Here is a 15,847-nt window from a genome sequence, read left to right as displayed (position 1 = left end):
GCCCGCTCCCACAGGGATTCGTGGCGTATCAGGCTGCCCGCTCATCCCCAGGATTGCGCTCAAAGTAACGCTTGTACTCACGACTGAACTGCGACGTGCTCTGATACCCCACCCGATGCGCCACCTGGGCCACGCCCAACCCCTCTCCCAGCAACAACTGCTGGGCCCTGAGCAAGCGCAAACGCTTCAAATACTGCACCGGCGACAACAAAGTGCTGCGTTTGAAATGCTCATGAAACGTCGACGCGCTCATGTTCGCGCAACTGGCCAGGGTCTCGACGTTCAGCGGCTCGGTGTAATGCGCATGCAGATGACTTAGGGACGCCGCGATCCGTGCGAACTGCCCCTGTTGCTCCACCAACGCTCGCAACACATCGGCTTGCGGACCGCGCAACGCCACGAACAACAATTCACGCAAGCGCGCCGTGCCCATGATCTGGCACTCCAGCGGATCGTGCAGGCAGCGCAACAACCGTTCCACACAACCGCGCATGGCATCGTCGAGCACCGCCGAGGTCATGGACTCGGGCGTCTGTGCGGGAACAGTGCGCCCCGGCGACAGCCCCATGGCCAGCACCAACTCACCGAGCATCACCCGGTCAATGGCGATGGAAACGCCCAGCATCGGGCCATCCGGAGCCGAAAACGTTTCGCACTCGAAGGGCACCGGCAACGCCTGAATCAGGTAATGCCCGGCACCATATTCCAGCGTACGCGGCCCCAGATACGCCAACTTGCTGCCTTGGGCGATGATGACCAGGCTTGGCTCGTAGATTTGCGGGCCACGGGCCATATCACAACTGGCGCGCAAAACCTGCACGCCCGGCAACGTGGTAGGAGCGAAACCGTCTCGGGTGGTCAGAGGCTTAATCAGCGAAACCAGCGTGGCATTGGCATCGAGATGACGGGTCAACAACATGAGGAGCTCTTCACAAAAAAAGTCGCGAAAAAAGGGATGAAAACATCATCGCAGGTCTGATGGCCAATGCACTCCATCAAACGCACATGCCGGAGGATTAGGCATGACACCCGGAGGAATCGCCATGGCCGGTAACCCGTGCGGCGCCCAGAATTGCTCGCCTCACCTGTCACCGCTTTTGCGAGGTTCACCATGTACACCGCCATCGGATACGCCGCTCAGTCAGCCACCACTCCCCTCGCCCCGATGAAATTCGAACGCCGCAGCCCTCGGGCCGACGACGTTGCGATCGACATTCTTTACTGCGGCGTCTGCCATTCCGACATCCATCAGGCACGCAACGAATGGGGCATTGCTGTTTACCCGCTGATGCCCGGCCATGAGATCGTCGGAAAAGTCACCGCGGTCGGTGCGAATGTTACCCAATACAAAGTCGGCGATCTGGTCGGCGTCGGCTGCATGGTCGACTCGTGCCGCCACTGCGAAGCCTGCAAGGCGGATCTGGAGCAATACTGCCTTGAAGGCCCGACCATGACGTATGCCACCCCGGACCGGGTCGATGGCAGTAACACTATGGGCGGTTACTCCGACAGCATCGTGGTCAGCGAGCACTTTGTCGTGCGTATCCCGGAGAAACTCGATCCGGCCAGCGCCGCGCCGATTCTGTGCGCCGGCATCACCACCTACTCGCCGCTCAAGCACTACGGCGTCAAGGCCGGCGACAAGGTCGGGATTCTCGGCATGGGTGGCCTCGGTCACATGGGCATCAAGTTCGCCAAGGCGATGGGCGCTGAAGTGACGTTGTTCACCCGCTCGGCGAGCAAGGCTGAAGAAGGTCGTCGTCAAGGCGCGGACCACGTGATCGTGTCCACAGATGCTGAACAGATGAAAGCCGCCGCAGGACATTTCGACTTCCTGCTGGACACCATTCCGGTGCAGCACGACCTCAATCCCTACCTCGATACGCTGCGTTTCGACGGCGTACACATTCTGGTGGGCTTGATCGAACCGATCGATCCACCGGTTCACGCTGCCAAACTGGTATTGGGTCGTCGCGTGTTGGCAGGCTCGCTGATCGGCGGCATCGCCGAAACCCAGGAAGTGCTGGATTTCTGCGCCGAGCACGGCATCACCTGCGACATCGAAATGCTCGACATCCGGCAGATCAACGAGGCTTACACCCGCATGATTGCCGGTGACGTGAAGTACCGCTTCGTCATCGACATGGCGACGCTGAAAGTCTGATCAGACCCGCTCGACTTATACCTTCAAGCCGAGCTCCGCCGACAGCCGGGCTGTGACCCCTTTGATCAGGGGAATCAGCTCGGCCATTTTTTCCAATGGCATGTACGGCACGGTGCTGGCGATGCTGATACCGGCGACGATGCGCTTGCTGGCATCGCGGATCGGCGCCGCCACGCAGCGGATCGACGGTTCGTTGTCTTCCAGATCGAACGCGTACCCGCCGGCCACGTACTCGATCATGCGCTGCTGAAACTGCTCCCAGGATTGCTCCGGGTGCTGTGGCCAGAACTGATTTTTCCCACCCACCGGCAAGCTGATTTCGTACAGCCGTTGCCATTCTTCCTGCGTGTCATCGAGCATCAACGCCTTACCGATCCCGGTACGCGCCAATGGCATGCGATGACCGACTCGCGAACGCATTTCCGGACCGTTGCGCCCGGGATTTTTATGCAGGTACAGCACCTCGTCGCCTTCACGAATCGCCAGATGAATGGTGTCGCCGGTCAACGCCGACAACTCATCCAGATACGGCCCCGCCAGCGTTACCAGCGGCAGCTCTTCACGAGCCTGGAAACCCAGCTCGATCAGTTTCGGCCCCAGCAGATAACCGACTTGCGGCACCACCCGCAGATAACGCTCATCCACCAGGCAACTGGCCAGACGATGAGTGGTGCTGCGCGTCGTGCCGATCAGCCGGGCGATTTCCTTGAGATCGCGGGCGCCACTGGCCACGGCCTGAACCACACCCAGGCCACGAAGCAGTGTCTGGGTGCCAGTCGGCGCAGCGTCCTTGGCGATTTTTGGGGCGTCTTCCTGCATATCCAGCCTTTACCGTTGAGCGAGTGAACGGGCGGCATTATGGTCGCCCGATGGCCGCGACTACAACTTGATACGCTCGACCTTGCCCACCAGCAACACGTAGGAAAGCGCACCCAACAACGCCAGAACCGAGATATAGGTAATCGCCGGGGCAAACGAATCACCGGAAGCGAGGAAGCCGATGACGATGGGCGTGGTGATCGCCGCCAGGTTGCCGATGAAATTGAACACCCCACCGGTCAATCCAAGCAAGCGCGCCGGGGCCAGTGTCGACACCAACGACCAGGTAATCGAAGCCAGGCCGTTGCCGAAAAAGGCCAACGCGAGGAAGGCAATCACCAGCGGCGTCGATTCAACAAAGTTGGCACCGATGATCGAAGTGGAGATCAGCAGGCCGCCAATGATCGGCAACTTGCGGGCGAAACCCACTGTGTAGCCGCGACGAATCAAAAAGTCCGAGAAGAACCCCGAACACAGCACGCCGACGAAGGCCGCCAGAAACGGTAGCGACGCCAGCAAGCCAGACTTGATGAAGTCCATGCCGCGATATTTCACCAGGTAGGTCGGGAACCACGTCAGGAAAAACCACAGGGTCGAGTTGAGGCAGAACTGACCGAGGTAGATACCCCAGAGTTTGCGTTTGGTCAGAACGATGCCGAGATCGGTCCAGCTGAATTTCGCCTTGGCCTTCGCGGTTTCTGCCTGGATATCCACTAAGCCGCCGCCTTCGCGGATCAATTCGATTTCAGCGTCGTTGGCGCCCTTGAAATCACGCGGTTCGCGATACACCGCGTACCAGATCACCGCCCAGATAATGCCCACCACGCCAGTGCTGACAAACACCATGTGCCAGCCATATTGGTGCTGCAGCCAGGCCAATACAGGCGTCAGGAACGCCAGACCAACGAATTGCCCGGACGTGTAGAAACCAATGGCCGTGGCACGTTCGCGCTCGGGGAACCAGGTCGTCACCACGCGGCTGTTGATCGGATACGCCGGCGCTTCCAGCGCACCGACGGCCATGCGCAGCACGAACAGTGCGATGAAACTGGCAGCGAAGCCAAGCATCACCGTGGCCAGTGACCACAGCAACAGCGCGACGCTGTACAGAATGCGCGGCGGTACCCGATCCACCAGCCAGCCACCGGGAATCTGCATGGCGGCGTAGGTCCAGCCAAAGGCTGAGAAGATCAGCCCGACGTGGATCGGATCGATGCCCAGATCGCTGGTCAGCGCCGGGGCGGCAATCGACAGGTTGCTGCGGTCCAGGTAGTTGATCACCACCGTGATGAACAACAGGACCATGATGAAAAACCGCTTGCGGCTCGGCGTCACCAACGACGCCTGCCCGGTGAGGGTTTGCGGTTGCATGGGGGGGTGCCTCTTCTTATGTTTATTGAGGTCAATTTGAAGACTTGCGGTGTACCCTGTGGGAGCGGGCTTGCCCGCGATGGCGGCGGTACATTCAGCATTGATGTGACTGACAAGACGCTATCGCGGGCAAGCCCGCTCCCACAGGGATTTGTGTTGAGTCAGGAGGAAATCACCACTCGGCAAAACTACCATCGGCATGGCGCCAGATCGGGTTGCGCCAGCGGTGGCCTACGGCGGCGCGTTCGATCACGTATTCCTCGTTGATCTCGATGCCCAGGCCAGGCCCGTTGGGTATTTTCACGAAGCCCTTGTCGTAGTCGAACACCCGCGGATCCTTCACATAATCGAGCAGGTCATTGCTCTCGTTGTAATGGATGCCCAGGCTCTGTTCCTGGATGAACGCGTTGTAGCAAACCGCGTCCAGTTGCAGGCATGCCGCCAGGGCAATCGGACCCAACGGGCAATGCAGCGCCAGTGCCACGTCGTAGGCTTCGGCCATGTTGGCGATCTTGCGGGTTTCGGTGATGCCACCTGCGTGGGAGGCATCGGGCTGGATGATGTCGACGTAGCCTTCGCTGAGCACCCGCTTGAAGTCCCAACGCGAGAACAACCGCTCGCCGAGGGCAATCGGTGTGCTGGTCAGCGGTGCCAGTTCTTTCAGCGCTTCGTAGTTTTCGCTGAGTACCGGCTCTTCGATGAACATCAGTTTGTACGGGTCGAGTTCCTTCATCAGCACCTTGGCCATGGGCTTGTGCACCCGACCATGGAAGTCCACGCCGATGCCGACATTCGGGCCGACGGCATCGCGTACGGCGGCGACGTTGGCCAAAGCCAGGTCGACCTTCTCGAAGGAATCGAGGAATTGCAGTTCTTCGGTGCCGTTCATTTTCACCGCCGTGAAACCACGGCTGACCGCTTCTTTCGCGGCGCGAGCGGTGTCCGCCGGGCGATCACCACCGATCCATGAATAAACGCGAATCTTGTCCCGCACCTGACCACCCAACAGATCGCTGACCGACACACCCAAAGCCTTGCCCTTGATGTCCCACAACGCCTGGTCGATGCCGGCCAGGGCACTCATGTGGATCGCGCCGCCACGGTAGAAGCCGCCACGGTAGAGCACGGTCCAGATGTCTTCGATGTTGCGTGGGTCTTTGCCGATCAGGTAGTCAGACAACTCCTCAACCGCAGCAGCGACAGTGTGCGCGCGGCCTTCGACCACGGGCTCACCCCAACCGGTCACGCCCTCGTCAGTTTCGACCTTGAGGAAGCACCAGCGCGGCGGAACGATGAAGGTAGTGAGTTTGGTGATTTTCATCTTTTATCTCTCTTATAGATGTAGCGCGCTCGGCGCCAAAAAGTCTTAATGCAGAGCGTTCCATGCAGCGACATACGCCTTGGCGTTTACTGCCACTTGCTCAGGTGTCATGCCCGGTTTGAACAACCCGGAGCCAAGGCCGAAACCTTTGACGCCGGCCTCGACAAACACCTGCATGTTGTCCGGCGTAATCCCGCCTACCGGCACCAGCACCGTCCCTGCCGGCAACACCGCCAGCCAGGCTTTCACAACAGCAGGGCCCATTTGTTCGGCCGGGAACATCTTCAGCACATCCGCCCCTTCGGCCAGCGCCGCAAAGGCTTCGGTCGGCGTCGCCACACCCGGCGACAGGAACAGCCCCGCTGCCTTCGCCGAACGCAACACCTTGGCATCGCTATGAGGCATGACGATCACCTGACCGCCCGCCGCTTTCACTTGCTCGACCTGTTCCGGCGTCAACACTGTGCCCGCACCGATCAGGCAATCGGCGGGCAAGGTACTGCGCAGGATGCGGATACTTTCGTACGGTTCGGGGGAATTAAGCGGCACTTCAATGACGCGAAATCCGGCCGAGTACAGGACTTCGCCGACGGCTGCCGCTTCTTGCGGACGCAGGCCACGCAAGATCGCGATCAGACCGTTTTGTGCCAGTGCTTGCTTGAGCATGTCAGACCTCCAGTCAGGTTTAACGGGATGGGGGTGTCGTGATCAGTCCGGCGGCGACCGCCAACTGCCACAACCCGCGTTCGGTGGCCTGCTCGGCCAGGGTCACCCGGGCAAAACCGCAGGCGTCGAGCGCCCGGCTGTAGCGGGCGCAGAGTTGGGTGTTGCCGATGAGGATGATCGAAGGCAGGTGCACGCTGTTGCGCCGGCGCCGCTGAACGTTGGCCAGGGCCGACAGTTCATGACCGATCAACAGGCCGGACAGATAGTCTGGCTGAGCGACGGCGGTGAGTTCACCGGTCAGCCCCAGACTGCGGGCACTGAACAACGTCGACAGCGGCCCGATTTCGCCGTCCGCCGACAGGGCCACCCGCACGCCACGATCGAACGCTTCGCCATCAAAAGACGCGCCGCGCTGCTGAGTGCGCCCCAGAATGCTGTGTTCACTGAGGACGGCGAAGACTTCGCCGGTCATGAAGGTATCGAAATGCACAATGCAGCCGTCGGCCACTTCCACCCATTTCGAATGGCTGCCCGGCAGACCGATCAACAGATCGTTGCCCGCCCCGCTCGGCAGATTCTGCAACACGCCGAGGACTTGGGTTTCTTCGCCGCGCATCACGTTCGGCAAGCGCGAACGCTGAATCACGCCCGGCACGATGTGCACATCGACACCGCGAAGACTGCGAACGGTTTGTAGGGAAGTTCCGAGATTGGCGACGTTCGCCGGCGTGTCGCAGTAGGCCGCTTCGCGCCAGCCCTGAGCACTGCCGACCATACCGCAAGCAATCACCGGCAAATCGGGCTGTGCGTCAAGCCAGTCACCGCACGCCTCATCGAAGGCCAATTCAAAACCGTCGGCGCATTCCTGGCCGGCGATGATTCGCGGCGTCTTTGGCAACTGCATGATCCCGGACGACAGCGAACGCTGTTCCAGCACCTGGCCGCCGAAGCCGAGTTTGTAAGCACGTAATGAGGTAGTCCCCCAATCGAGCGCGATCAATTGCGCCAGCATCGCTTCACCTGTTTTGTTTTTTGGCAGTGAGTGAGCTGGACTATAAACCTGGACGAAGGTAAATCTCAATATATAAATATCACTCCCATATTGTGGGATTTACAAGTGTGACAAGATTTTCTCCGACAACGCTCTAAAATGCCGCCCTGCGCCCATGCGGGTGCCAGCCTCCCCGAATATTCAAGGAAGAAACATGAAAACGGCTCTAAAGGTATTGTTGGTCTGCGGTGCGCTCTGGATCAACGCTGTGTTCAGCGCAGCACCAGCATTGAAGGAAGGTGACATCTGGGCCTACAAAACCCGCCCCGGTGAAGAGGCCTCTACGTTGACCATTCTGAAAATCGAAAACTATCCAAAATATGGCAAGGTCGTGCACATCAGGGTCGACGGCATCCGGATGATCAACCCGGTAGTCGGCAATGAATTCAATGAAATGCCTCACCTGCCCTTCCAGGCCAAAGCTCTGCAACGCAGCCTCACTCGCCGTGTGGGTGAGACCGCAGAGATTCCGGATTTCAGTCAGGGGTATACGTACTGGAAAGCGGCCTTCGATGAAGGGAAGGCCGGCGCTTTCAAGATCACCGTACGGCAGACACTTGATGGTTTGCTTAGTGGTAATTGGGAAATGACGGAGTGACAAGGCCGCTTACTCTTTGAAAATTCGGCGAGCCTCATCGGGGAAGTTTGTATTGTTATTTTTTAGCAGCGGCCTTCACCAACTCCCCGGCCGGTACATGCATGACATTTGAGAAATATGTTTTGTACGTAGTGGTATGAACTCTAAACACACAAGAAATATAATCACGACCTTCCAACAATGGGACTAACGTCTCGCCTTGCAAATACTTCTCTCCTCCCTTGCCGCTTTCAGACTCGCTAAAAATCACATCAGCTTTATAGGTTGCTTGTGGATTACCCACAACCTTTTCAACAAAACCGAAACCGGAGCGCCTAATGTGATGCGCCTGAGAGAAATCCATATCATCTTCCAGCGAACATACAAGCCCTTCGCCAATTCGCGACTTGAACAAATCAAGAATCGCTATATCAGACGTAAAATAAATCTGATAGATACTTGTATCTAGAAATTGTTCAGTTTTTGAGTACTGGAGCGTAGCGATAGGCTTTCCGTGATTTAAAGAACAGGCTGAACTCATTAAAATTACAAAAAAAAGAAATAGCTTACGCATCCAAACATCACTCCCTGAAATAGCTTAAAATCGACTCATTGAATATCTGACGAGCCGATTTTCCGGTTGGCAATACCTGCATGAACATTAGATTGGCATCCGCGTGGTTGATATCGACCCTGCCCATTACATTCGGACCTTGGGTGATTTCCCATTGTTCACCGAAGTCTGCAACCAGATCCGAAAAATTCCAATCGACAGCAGCAGCACGTATATTCACCCAGTACTCGGCTTTCGGCTTTGGCTCTCGCTTGTAAATATTTGAAATACCGTAAACAATTTCACCCTCACCTACAGGGTCCAAAGTCATCAGCATCTTTACTTTAAATCCTCTTTCGGTCAATACACTGGATAGATGAGCGCCATTCCACCCACCGAGACTATGACCAACAATGTAAACCGCCGTGGAGCAATTGGGTATCCGACTGATTACATTCTTCTCTAAGTCTTCATCACTAATGAATGCATTATAGCTGAGAGACCACGAAGGACAGCGACTTAATACATTCAACTTTTTTGCGTCCGCAACAGTTACATCACGAACATAACCAATATTATTATTTGGACCAGTAAGATAATAACTTTCTTGATCCCCCGCACCACCGATAAAAAATATAACCAGATCCCGCAATCCAACGGAAACCTGCTTGACGGACTGATCCGTCTTGCATGTGAGCGTATGCGTTTTCACCTCTCTTTTCGCCAAAGGTGCTTCTACTGTCGCGCTTTCATCAGGCATACCTGATCACTCCACAAACAATTTAATAGTTTCAGCCAAATGCGAACTGACGGTATGGGTGAATCCGGACGCATCCGTGATGCCATGCTCCTCACTGCCGTCACCACGCTGAATGGTGTAGGGGTGGTAGGGAACGGGCTCTCCGGTCGCTTCGTTAACCACCTGCAACCTGTCAGTAAAATGCACCGGCATCGGCAACAACCCACTAAACGCCGCCCCTCCGCCACTCTGGCCAATAATTACCGTGCCAGAGCCACCAATCACCACGTTGCCATGGCCGCCCGTGCTGTCGAGCGTTGCAGCATTAAGGCCGTTGATGAATACCGTGCCAGACACGGCGCCGGTGATCGGGCTGCCGCAAGCGGATTTGTCGGTCATGCGGGCAGCGCCGAGACCGTCGAAGAACACGTCCGGGGAGCCGGCCACGATCGGGTTGGTGCCATGGCCTGGCAACGGGCACGCGGTCGGGTCGGTGACGCGCGCAGCAGGTTTTCCACTCAAGTCAAAGCTCCTTGCTTCTGAGGTTCAGGGTGAGGCTGATAAATATCAATGTCGGTCGCGGCGAAGCACCAACGGTTCTCGACCGGGTCGAACAGCGCATGACAATCGTCATGGCTGTCGGGGGATGAAACGTTGTGAAGGGTTTGCCAAACCTCGGCAACTTGCCATTTCAGATCTGCATCCGAGACGCTATCGAGGTCATTGAGCACGGTGTTGTAGTCGCGCAGGCCGATCCGGTCATAGGACGTCCGCAACAGGCTGGCCATCTGCGGGCCGAAATCGATGTAATGCTCTGCGGTCCATTGGCCGATGTCGGAATAGACGTACCAGCCCATGGGCGACAGCGTGCCGTCGTTCAGTAGCGATTGATCCGCCGGAGCGACGAAGCCACAGCAGACGTGCAGCGTCAGCCAGCCCTGATGTTCCTGGATAAAAGGATTCGGATCGAACGTGCGAAGCGGTATGACACGGTACTCCTCGAGACCGCGACTGCGCGTCATCAACTCGGCGTCCAGACGCGAAACAAACGCCTGAATTGCCTTACCGCTCGCGCGGTTGAGGGTGCAAAGGATGTCCACCGGCTGGCGATGGCGGTCGTCCGTGGAGCCGAGGTTTTTCACCAGGCCATACAGACGCATAGTCGCCCGAAGTCCGCTCATCGCCGGTCACTCATTGACGCGGCGAAGGCTCCACGGGCGTGGAGAAAGAGTGCAAAAGGCATTGCAGGTGTCGTCCGTGAGCGCGCAAAGGGCGCACAGAATGCCGGACTAGAGTGGTGCGAACAACTGATTCATGTCAGATAGCCACCAGTAATCAACGTCCCTCGGCAAACTCGCGCAACACCGCCCCATCCATCCGATACCGCACCCACTCTTCCTGCGGCTGTGCGCCGAGGGATTTGTAGAATTCGATCGCCGGTTTGTTCCAGTCCAGCACGCTCCATTCGAAACGGCCGCAGTCATTGGCGCAGGCGACTTTCGCCAGATGGCGCAGCAAGGTTTTACCGGCGCCGCCGCCCCGTTGTTCAGGCGTGATGTAGAGGTCTTCGAGGTACAGGCAGTTGCTGCCCAACCAGGTGGAATAGCTGAAAAAGAACACCGCAAAGCCAATCGGCAAGCCATCGCGCAGGCAGATCAGGCCATGGGCGGTGGCGCCCTCGCTGAACAGGCTACGCTCGATGTCGGCGACGCTGGCGATGACTTCGTGGCGGGCACGTTCGAAGTCCGCCAGTTCAGTGATGAACGCGAGAATTTGCGGAGCATCGCTGGGGGTTGCCGGGCGGATTTCGATCGTCATGAACGTGCCTTGTCAAAAATTGAAAACGCCATACTAAGTCCGCGCGCGGCGCTCGTCACATTTGAAAGCAAAACGTCATGTAGCATTGATGTTTTGTGGCGCTTTGTATGAACGGGCCAGCCTGCGAAATCAGCGTGACTGTACTGACGTCTTCGCGGGCAAGCCCGCTCCCACAGGGTGCTCATTGATCACAAAAACCGAGTCGAATCCAAGGACTTTTATGACCACTGCCGCTTTCGCGCCGCTGCACACTCTGGCTTCTGAACTGCTGCCCCACGCGCTGGAACCTGGCGAGGACGGTGCCCATGATCTGTCGCACTTACAGCGGGTGTGGCACAACGTGCGCACGCTTCATGCAGAAGAAGGCGGTGATCTTGAGGTGCTGCTGGCAGCCGTGCTGTTGCACGATTGCGTGGCGGTAGAGAAGAACTCGCCGCTGCGCTCACAGGCATCACGACTGGCGGCGCAGAAAGCTTCGACAGTTCTGATAGCCATGGACTGGCCTGGCGCAAAAATCACTGCGGTCGTCCATGCCATCGAAGCCCATAGCTTCAGCGCCAACATCACGCCCATCACCCTCGAAGCGAAAATCATCCAGGACGCCGACCGCCTGGACTCCCTTGGCATGCTCGGCGTGGCGCGTACTTTCTACATCGCCGGACGCATTGGCAGTGCGTTGTACGATCCTTTGGACCCAGAGGCAAAAAAACGGGACTACGACGACAAACGTTTTTGCCTCGATCATTTCCAGACCAAGCTGCTGCACCTGGCGGACGGTTTCCAAACGACCACCGGTCAACGTCTGGCACAGATTCGTCACGAACGCCTGAAGGGTTTCATGGAGCAGTTCAAAGAAGAAATCGGTGTCGATTAATCAGCCAGAACGACACCACTCGTCGTTCATCAGGCACCAATCCAGGTCAGAAAGGACCAATATCGGGTAAGGACTCTAATCAACGGAGACGACACCATGATCACGTCCCGACTGACCACCTTCGCTCTCACCACATTGCTCACCTCTGTCGCGTTCGCCGCGACCAGCTCTTCCGGGACCGACCCGACCGATCCAATCGAAAGGCCCGAATCTGCGGCCACCCAAGGCATCGACAGCGGCCGGTCGCCTTCTCCGACGGCCACAGACCCACGGATTTATCACGACGACGCAGGCGCTCAGGGCGGGATGATTACACCCGGCACCCAGACTCCCGATAACGCCGGAACCGGCGTCGGCTCGAAAACCACCACCGGTGGCTCGGGCTCCGAAGGCCGTAGCGTCAATCAATAAGTTCGCCGATGCGAGGGAACATGCAATACCTACCCATCCTGACGAAGAGGTAACCATGAACGTTGATAAAAACCTGGAAAAAGAAGTCCTGACCCGCCTGCTGCACGCCCACCCAAATGGCTTGGGCAAGGAGGTTCTGGACAATTACCGGGGGGAGAGAGTCGTGGCCAGCACGCTCGCGACTCTGCAGGAACGCGGGCTGATCCAGCACGGTCATGTGGTCTGCAACGAAGCCGGCGAGCACTCGTTGAACCTGCCGATCAAACTCAGCGCCGCTGGGGTTGAGGAGGCGCGCAAGCTGGATGTCTAACCGATAGCGCTGCAACAGGTTGCGATCTTTTGCCTGTGAATGCTTGAAGCGCAAAAGATCGCAAGCTCCTACAACCAGGAGAAATCCCATGCCTCGTGGAAGTAAAGACAAATACACCGCCGAGCAAAAACGCAAGGCCGAACACATCGAAGAAAGCTACGAGCACAAAGGCGTGTCGAAAGATGAAGCCGAAGCTCGCGCCTGGGCCACGGTGAACAAGCAGTCGGGCGGAGGTGAACGCGCCGGCGGCTCGGGGCGCAAGAAGCCGGCCAGCGCCAAGTCTGCAGATCGCAAGGAATCGGCCCGACGTGCGGTGGCCACCCGTGAAGGCAAGCCGCGCAACAGTAAGGCTTCGCGCGATACGCAGACGGTGGACAGCCTGATGAAAGAAGCCCGGGCGAAGAAGATTCCAGGGCGCTCGAGCATGCGCAAGCAAGAGTTGATCGAGGCGTTGCGCAAGGCGGGTTGAAGATCTGAATTGATGGAGAGTTTGAGGGCCTCATCGCGGGCAAGCCCGCTCCCACAGGGGATTTGTTAACGACACAAACCCATGTGGGAGCGGGCTTGCCCGCGATAGCGGTGGATCAGACGCCGAAAGTCTCGCGAATCAACGCATCCACCTCAGCCGCCCCCGGCGAAGTCGCCGGCCCCCAGCGAGTGACCGCCAACGCCGCAGCCGCATTCGCCCGCCGCGCCGCTTCGACTGCCGATAATCCGTACGCCAACCCGGCGACAAAAACTCCCGCGTGAGCATCCCCGGCGCCATTGCTGTCCACTGCCACGACCTTGAATCCCGGCACATGCTGGTGATTGCCGCGCTGGCTGATCCAGCACCCTTGCGGCCCATCGCGTACCACCGTCAACACTTCGGTCGGCAGATGATTCGCCAGCCGATTCAATGCCCCGCCGATGTCCGTCGCCCCGGTAAACCGCTGCGCCTCGACACGGTTGCTGGTCCACAGATCGATGCGTGGCAACAAGGCCTTCATCAGCGGCGCGTCCGGTGAATCCGCCAATGGCCCCGGATCGAACACCACCTTGATCCCGTCCGGCAAATCCAGCACCCAATCCACCAGCGCCTGAGCCTTGCCGCCATGCAGCAGGCTATAGCCGCTGACATAGACAAAATCGCCCGCCTCGGCTGGCACACTCGCCAGGTCTTCGGCGGTCAATTCGCCTTCGGCACCGATGCAGGAAATGAACGTGCGCTCGGCCGAGGCTTCGGTCAGCGCGACGCACAGCCCGGTGTCGCGCTCGGTGCTCTGATCGATGCCGATCCGAATGCCTTCAGCCGTCATCGCCTCTCGGGCCATGTCGCCGAAACGGCCCTGGCCATGGCCACCGAGGTAGACCACCGGCAAGCCGTTTCGCCGGGCCGCAGCCATCACATTGAAGCCACCGCCAGCCTCGAAACGGGCGGTTTGCGCCAGCACGTCACCGCCCGACTGAGGCAACTTATCCACGGCCATGACCAGATCGATCATGACCTGGCCGGTGTGCAGCATTTTAGGCATGAGCCGGCTCGATCAACGCGGCGCGGCGGTCCTTGGCACCGCCGAGTACCCAGTAAATGCCACCGGCCACCAGGAACGTCACGATCCAGCCCAGGCCGTTGTGGCCCAGCCAGGAGTCGGACAAAAAGCCGCGGAACCAGACATCTTGTTCAGTGGTGCCAATGGTGGTGAAGCTGAAACCCAACACAATCGCCAGCGCCCATGCACCGAAGGCGCGCCACTCGACGCCGCCGCGATACCAGTAGGCGCTGCTCGGGCTGACGTCCAGCAGGTCTTTGGGGCTGTAGTAATGCCGGTGAATCAGGTCGATCACAAAAATTCCGACCCACGCCGTGATCGGCACGGCCAGCAAGGAAATGAAGGTGATGAACGGGCCGTAAAAACTCTCGGCGATCAGCATGAAGTAGATCGAACCGGCGAAGATCGCAATGATATCGAGCACCACCGCATACACGCGCTTGACCTTCAGGCCGAGGGTCAACGTGGTCAAACCGGCGGAGTACACCGACAGGTTGTTCGACAGCAGCAGCCCGCCGAATGCGGTGATCAGGTACGGCACGGCCATCCAGGTCGGCAGCATGTCGCGGATCGCGACAATCGGGTCAGTCGCCGAGGCCAGATCATTGTTGCCCACTGACAGCAAACCACCGAGGGTGATCAGCAGCACCAGCGGAATCCCCGCACCGAACGCCGCCGACGCCACCAGACGCACGGCTTTGACGCTGCGGTGCTGGTAGCGTGACATGTCGGCACCGGCGTTGGCCCAACCAATCCCGGTGCCAGCGGCCATGGTGCCGATGCCGATGATCATTGCGCTCAGGGGCGCTGGCGTCGCATTGAACACGGCGCTCCAGTCGATGGTCGCGCAGAGGAAACCGCCGACCAGGATGTTCAACGCACCGAACACGTAGGTCGCCCATCTCTGGATCACCAGCAACGTGGCGTGACCGAGGCCGGATACCGACAACGTCAACAGTACAAATATCGCGATGAACACCAGGGTCAGCAGCGGCGCGCTTTTGGCTTCCACCGGCGAGCCGAACAGAATCGAGCACAACGACAGCAAGACGAACGCGGCGGTGGTGGTATTGACGGTTTCCCAACCCAGACGCGACATCAGTGAGACCAGGGTCGGGCCGATATTGCCGCGCACACCGAAGATAGCTCGCGACAACGTCAGGCTCGGTGCGCGACCACGGCGACCGGCAATGGAGATGATCCCGACCACCGCGAAAGAGCCGGCGGCACCGAGGATGGCGACGATGATCGCCTGCCAGATCGCCAGGCCGCGGAAGGCCACCAGGGTGGCGCCCAACGGCAAACCAAGAATGGAAATGTTCGCTGCGAACCAGACCCAGAACAGTTGCAGTGGGTGACCGTTGCACTCCCCTTCCGGCACCGGCTCGATGCCACGGGTTTCCAATTGTCCGGCACTTTGTCCGGTGTTCGATGAACTCATGAAAACTGCTCCTGTTGCCATTGTTGTGATTGTGGGCAATTCGGAAGTCGACATAACTTTCCGGCGGTCCTGGCCATATCAGTGCGCTCCATTGCGGATGAAAAATTCAAATATGCGGTGCGCCTATCGCGGGCAAGCCCGCTCCCACAGGTACGGCGTGCATCTCAAGGTTAGTGCTATTCCTGTGGGAGCGGGCTTGC

General features: G+C 58.6%; 19 protein-coding genes. 6 read left to right on the top strand and 13 right to left on the bottom strand.

The annotated features are described in order from the left end of the window. Nucleotides 1-28: 28 nt before the first annotated feature. Nucleotides 29-919 carry an AraC family transcriptional regulator gene (locus tag KGB18_RS08620; RefSeq protein ID WP_123723110.1) on the bottom strand — a complete coding sequence of 297 codons (891 nt, stop codon included), beginning with the start codon at nucleotides 917-919 and terminating at the stop codon, nucleotides 29-31. Nucleotides 920-1,111: 192 nt separating this feature from the next. Between KGB18_RS08620 and KGB18_RS08615 the strand changes: the two genes are divergently transcribed. After that, entirely contained in the window at nucleotides 1,112-2,164 is a 1,053-nt protein-coding gene (locus KGB18_RS08615) for an NAD(P)-dependent alcohol dehydrogenase (RefSeq protein WP_123723109.1), read from the top strand. 15 nt (nucleotides 2,165-2,179) lie between these two features. Here the strand turns inward: KGB18_RS08615 and KGB18_RS08610 are convergent, their stop codons facing one another. From KGB18_RS08610 to KGB18_RS08590, 5 genes are all read right to left on the bottom strand, one after another. After that, complete coding sequence (locus KGB18_RS08610) at nucleotides 2,180-2,983, bottom strand: IclR family transcriptional regulator (RefSeq protein WP_008012044.1); 804 nt, start codon at nucleotides 2,981-2,983, stop codon at nucleotides 2,180-2,182. Nucleotides 2,984-3,043: 60 nt separating this feature from the next. Further along, nucleotides 3,044-4,354, bottom strand: coding sequence for an MFS transporter (locus tag KGB18_RS08605; RefSeq protein ID WP_123723108.1), 1,311 nt, complete (start codon nucleotides 4,352-4,354; stop codon nucleotides 3,044-3,046). Between the two features lie 172 nt (nucleotides 4,355-4,526). Further along, nucleotides 4,527-5,675 carry a galactonate dehydratase gene (gene dgoD, locus KGB18_RS08600; RefSeq protein ID WP_007903915.1) on the bottom strand — a complete coding sequence of 383 codons (1,149 nt, stop codon included), beginning with the start codon at nucleotides 5,673-5,675 and terminating at the stop codon, nucleotides 4,527-4,529. A gap of 45 nt (nucleotides 5,676-5,720) precedes the next feature. After that, nucleotides 5,721-6,341 (bottom strand): 2-dehydro-3-deoxy-6-phosphogalactonate aldolase, encoded by a 621-nt coding sequence (locus KGB18_RS08595; protein WP_123723106.1) that lies wholly within the window; start codon nucleotides 6,339-6,341, stop codon nucleotides 5,721-5,723. A 19-nt stretch (nucleotides 6,342-6,360) separates the two neighbouring features. Continuing rightward, nucleotides 6,361-7,353 carry a 2-dehydro-3-deoxygalactonokinase gene (locus KGB18_RS08590; protein ID WP_123723105.1) on the bottom strand — a complete coding sequence of 331 codons (993 nt, stop codon included), beginning with the start codon at nucleotides 7,351-7,353 and terminating at the stop codon, nucleotides 6,361-6,363. Between the two features lie 193 nt (nucleotides 7,354-7,546). Here KGB18_RS08590 and KGB18_RS08585 point away from each other — a divergent pair, with 193 nt between their 5' ends. After that, complete coding sequence (locus tag KGB18_RS08585; protein WP_123723104.1) at nucleotides 7,547-7,990, top strand: hypothetical protein; 444 nt, start codon at nucleotides 7,547-7,549, stop codon at nucleotides 7,988-7,990. Between the two features lie 55 nt (nucleotides 7,991-8,045). Here the strand turns inward: KGB18_RS08585 and KGB18_RS08580 are convergent, their stop codons facing one another. From KGB18_RS08580 to KGB18_RS08560, 5 genes are all read right to left on the bottom strand, one after another. After that, nucleotides 8,046-8,543: a hypothetical protein gene (locus KGB18_RS08580; protein WP_187326508.1), complete on the bottom strand. Its 498-nt coding sequence runs from the start codon at nucleotides 8,541-8,543 to the stop codon at nucleotides 8,046-8,048. A 7-nt stretch (nucleotides 8,544-8,550) separates the two neighbouring features. Continuing rightward, nucleotides 8,551-9,282, bottom strand: a complete 732-nt coding sequence (locus KGB18_RS08575; protein WP_123723103.1) for an alpha/beta hydrolase — start codon at nucleotides 9,280-9,282, stop codon at nucleotides 8,551-8,553. A gap of 6 nt (nucleotides 9,283-9,288) precedes the next feature. Further along, nucleotides 9,289-9,783, bottom strand: coding sequence for a PAAR domain-containing protein (locus tag KGB18_RS08570; protein ID WP_123723102.1), 495 nt, complete (start codon nucleotides 9,781-9,783; stop codon nucleotides 9,289-9,291). Beyond that, nucleotides 9,780-10,442: a hypothetical protein gene (locus tag KGB18_RS08565; protein ID WP_123723101.1), complete on the bottom strand. Its 663-nt coding sequence runs from the start codon at nucleotides 10,440-10,442 to the stop codon at nucleotides 9,780-9,782. Before KGB18_RS08565 ends, KGB18_RS08570 begins: the two co-directional genes overlap by 4 nt. Nucleotides 10,443-10,596: 154 nt before the next feature. Next, on the bottom strand, nucleotides 10,597-11,079 hold the full coding sequence (locus tag KGB18_RS08560) for a GNAT family N-acetyltransferase (RefSeq protein WP_123723100.1): 483 nt from the start codon (nucleotides 11,077-11,079) through the stop codon (nucleotides 10,597-10,599). Between the two features lie 220 nt (nucleotides 11,080-11,299). On the opposite strand from KGB18_RS08560, the gene KGB18_RS08555 reads away from it, so the two are divergent. The 4 genes from KGB18_RS08555 (at nucleotide 11,300) to KGB18_RS08540 (ending at nucleotide 13,143) form a co-directional block, all read left to right on the top strand. Beyond that, nucleotides 11,300-11,953 carry an HD domain-containing protein gene (locus tag KGB18_RS08555; RefSeq protein ID WP_223569677.1) on the top strand — a complete coding sequence of 218 codons (654 nt, stop codon included), beginning with the start codon at nucleotides 11,300-11,302 and terminating at the stop codon, nucleotides 11,951-11,953. A gap of 96 nt (nucleotides 11,954-12,049) precedes the next feature. Next, a complete protein-coding gene (locus KGB18_RS08550; protein ID WP_123723098.1) occupies nucleotides 12,050-12,364 on the top strand; it encodes a hypothetical protein in 315 nt (104 codons plus the stop codon). Nucleotides 12,365-12,419: 55 nt separating this feature from the next. Beyond that, nucleotides 12,420-12,674 carry a hypothetical protein gene (locus KGB18_RS08545; protein WP_123723097.1) on the top strand — a complete coding sequence of 85 codons (255 nt, stop codon included), beginning with the start codon at nucleotides 12,420-12,422 and terminating at the stop codon, nucleotides 12,672-12,674. A gap of 88 nt (nucleotides 12,675-12,762) precedes the next feature. Then, nucleotides 12,763-13,143: a Rho termination factor N-terminal domain-containing protein gene (locus KGB18_RS08540; protein ID WP_050683264.1), complete on the top strand. Its 381-nt coding sequence runs from the start codon at nucleotides 12,763-12,765 to the stop codon at nucleotides 13,141-13,143. A gap of 115 nt (nucleotides 13,144-13,258) precedes the next feature. Here KGB18_RS08540 and KGB18_RS08535 read toward each other — a convergent pair whose 3' ends face one another. Then, complete coding sequence (locus tag KGB18_RS08535; protein WP_123723096.1) at nucleotides 13,259-14,188, bottom strand: PfkB family carbohydrate kinase; 930 nt, start codon at nucleotides 14,186-14,188, stop codon at nucleotides 13,259-13,261. Next, the gene (locus KGB18_RS08530; RefSeq protein ID WP_123723095.1) at nucleotides 14,181-15,647 is read right to left on the bottom strand and encodes a purine-cytosine permease family protein; all 1,467 of its coding nucleotides are present in this window, start codon (nucleotides 15,645-15,647) and stop codon (nucleotides 14,181-14,183) included. Before KGB18_RS08530 ends, KGB18_RS08535 begins: the two co-directional genes overlap by 8 nt. Nucleotides 15,648-15,847 lie beyond the last annotated feature (200 nt).

The sequence above is a fragment of the Pseudomonas sp. BF-R-26 genome (assembly GCF_019947395.1).
Taxonomy (GTDB): domain Bacteria; phylum Pseudomonadota; class Gammaproteobacteria; order Pseudomonadales; family Pseudomonadaceae; genus Aquipseudomonas; species Aquipseudomonas farris.
Note: the sequence above shows the minus strand (reverse complement) of the source record. Positions and strands in the feature narration are given on the sequence as shown.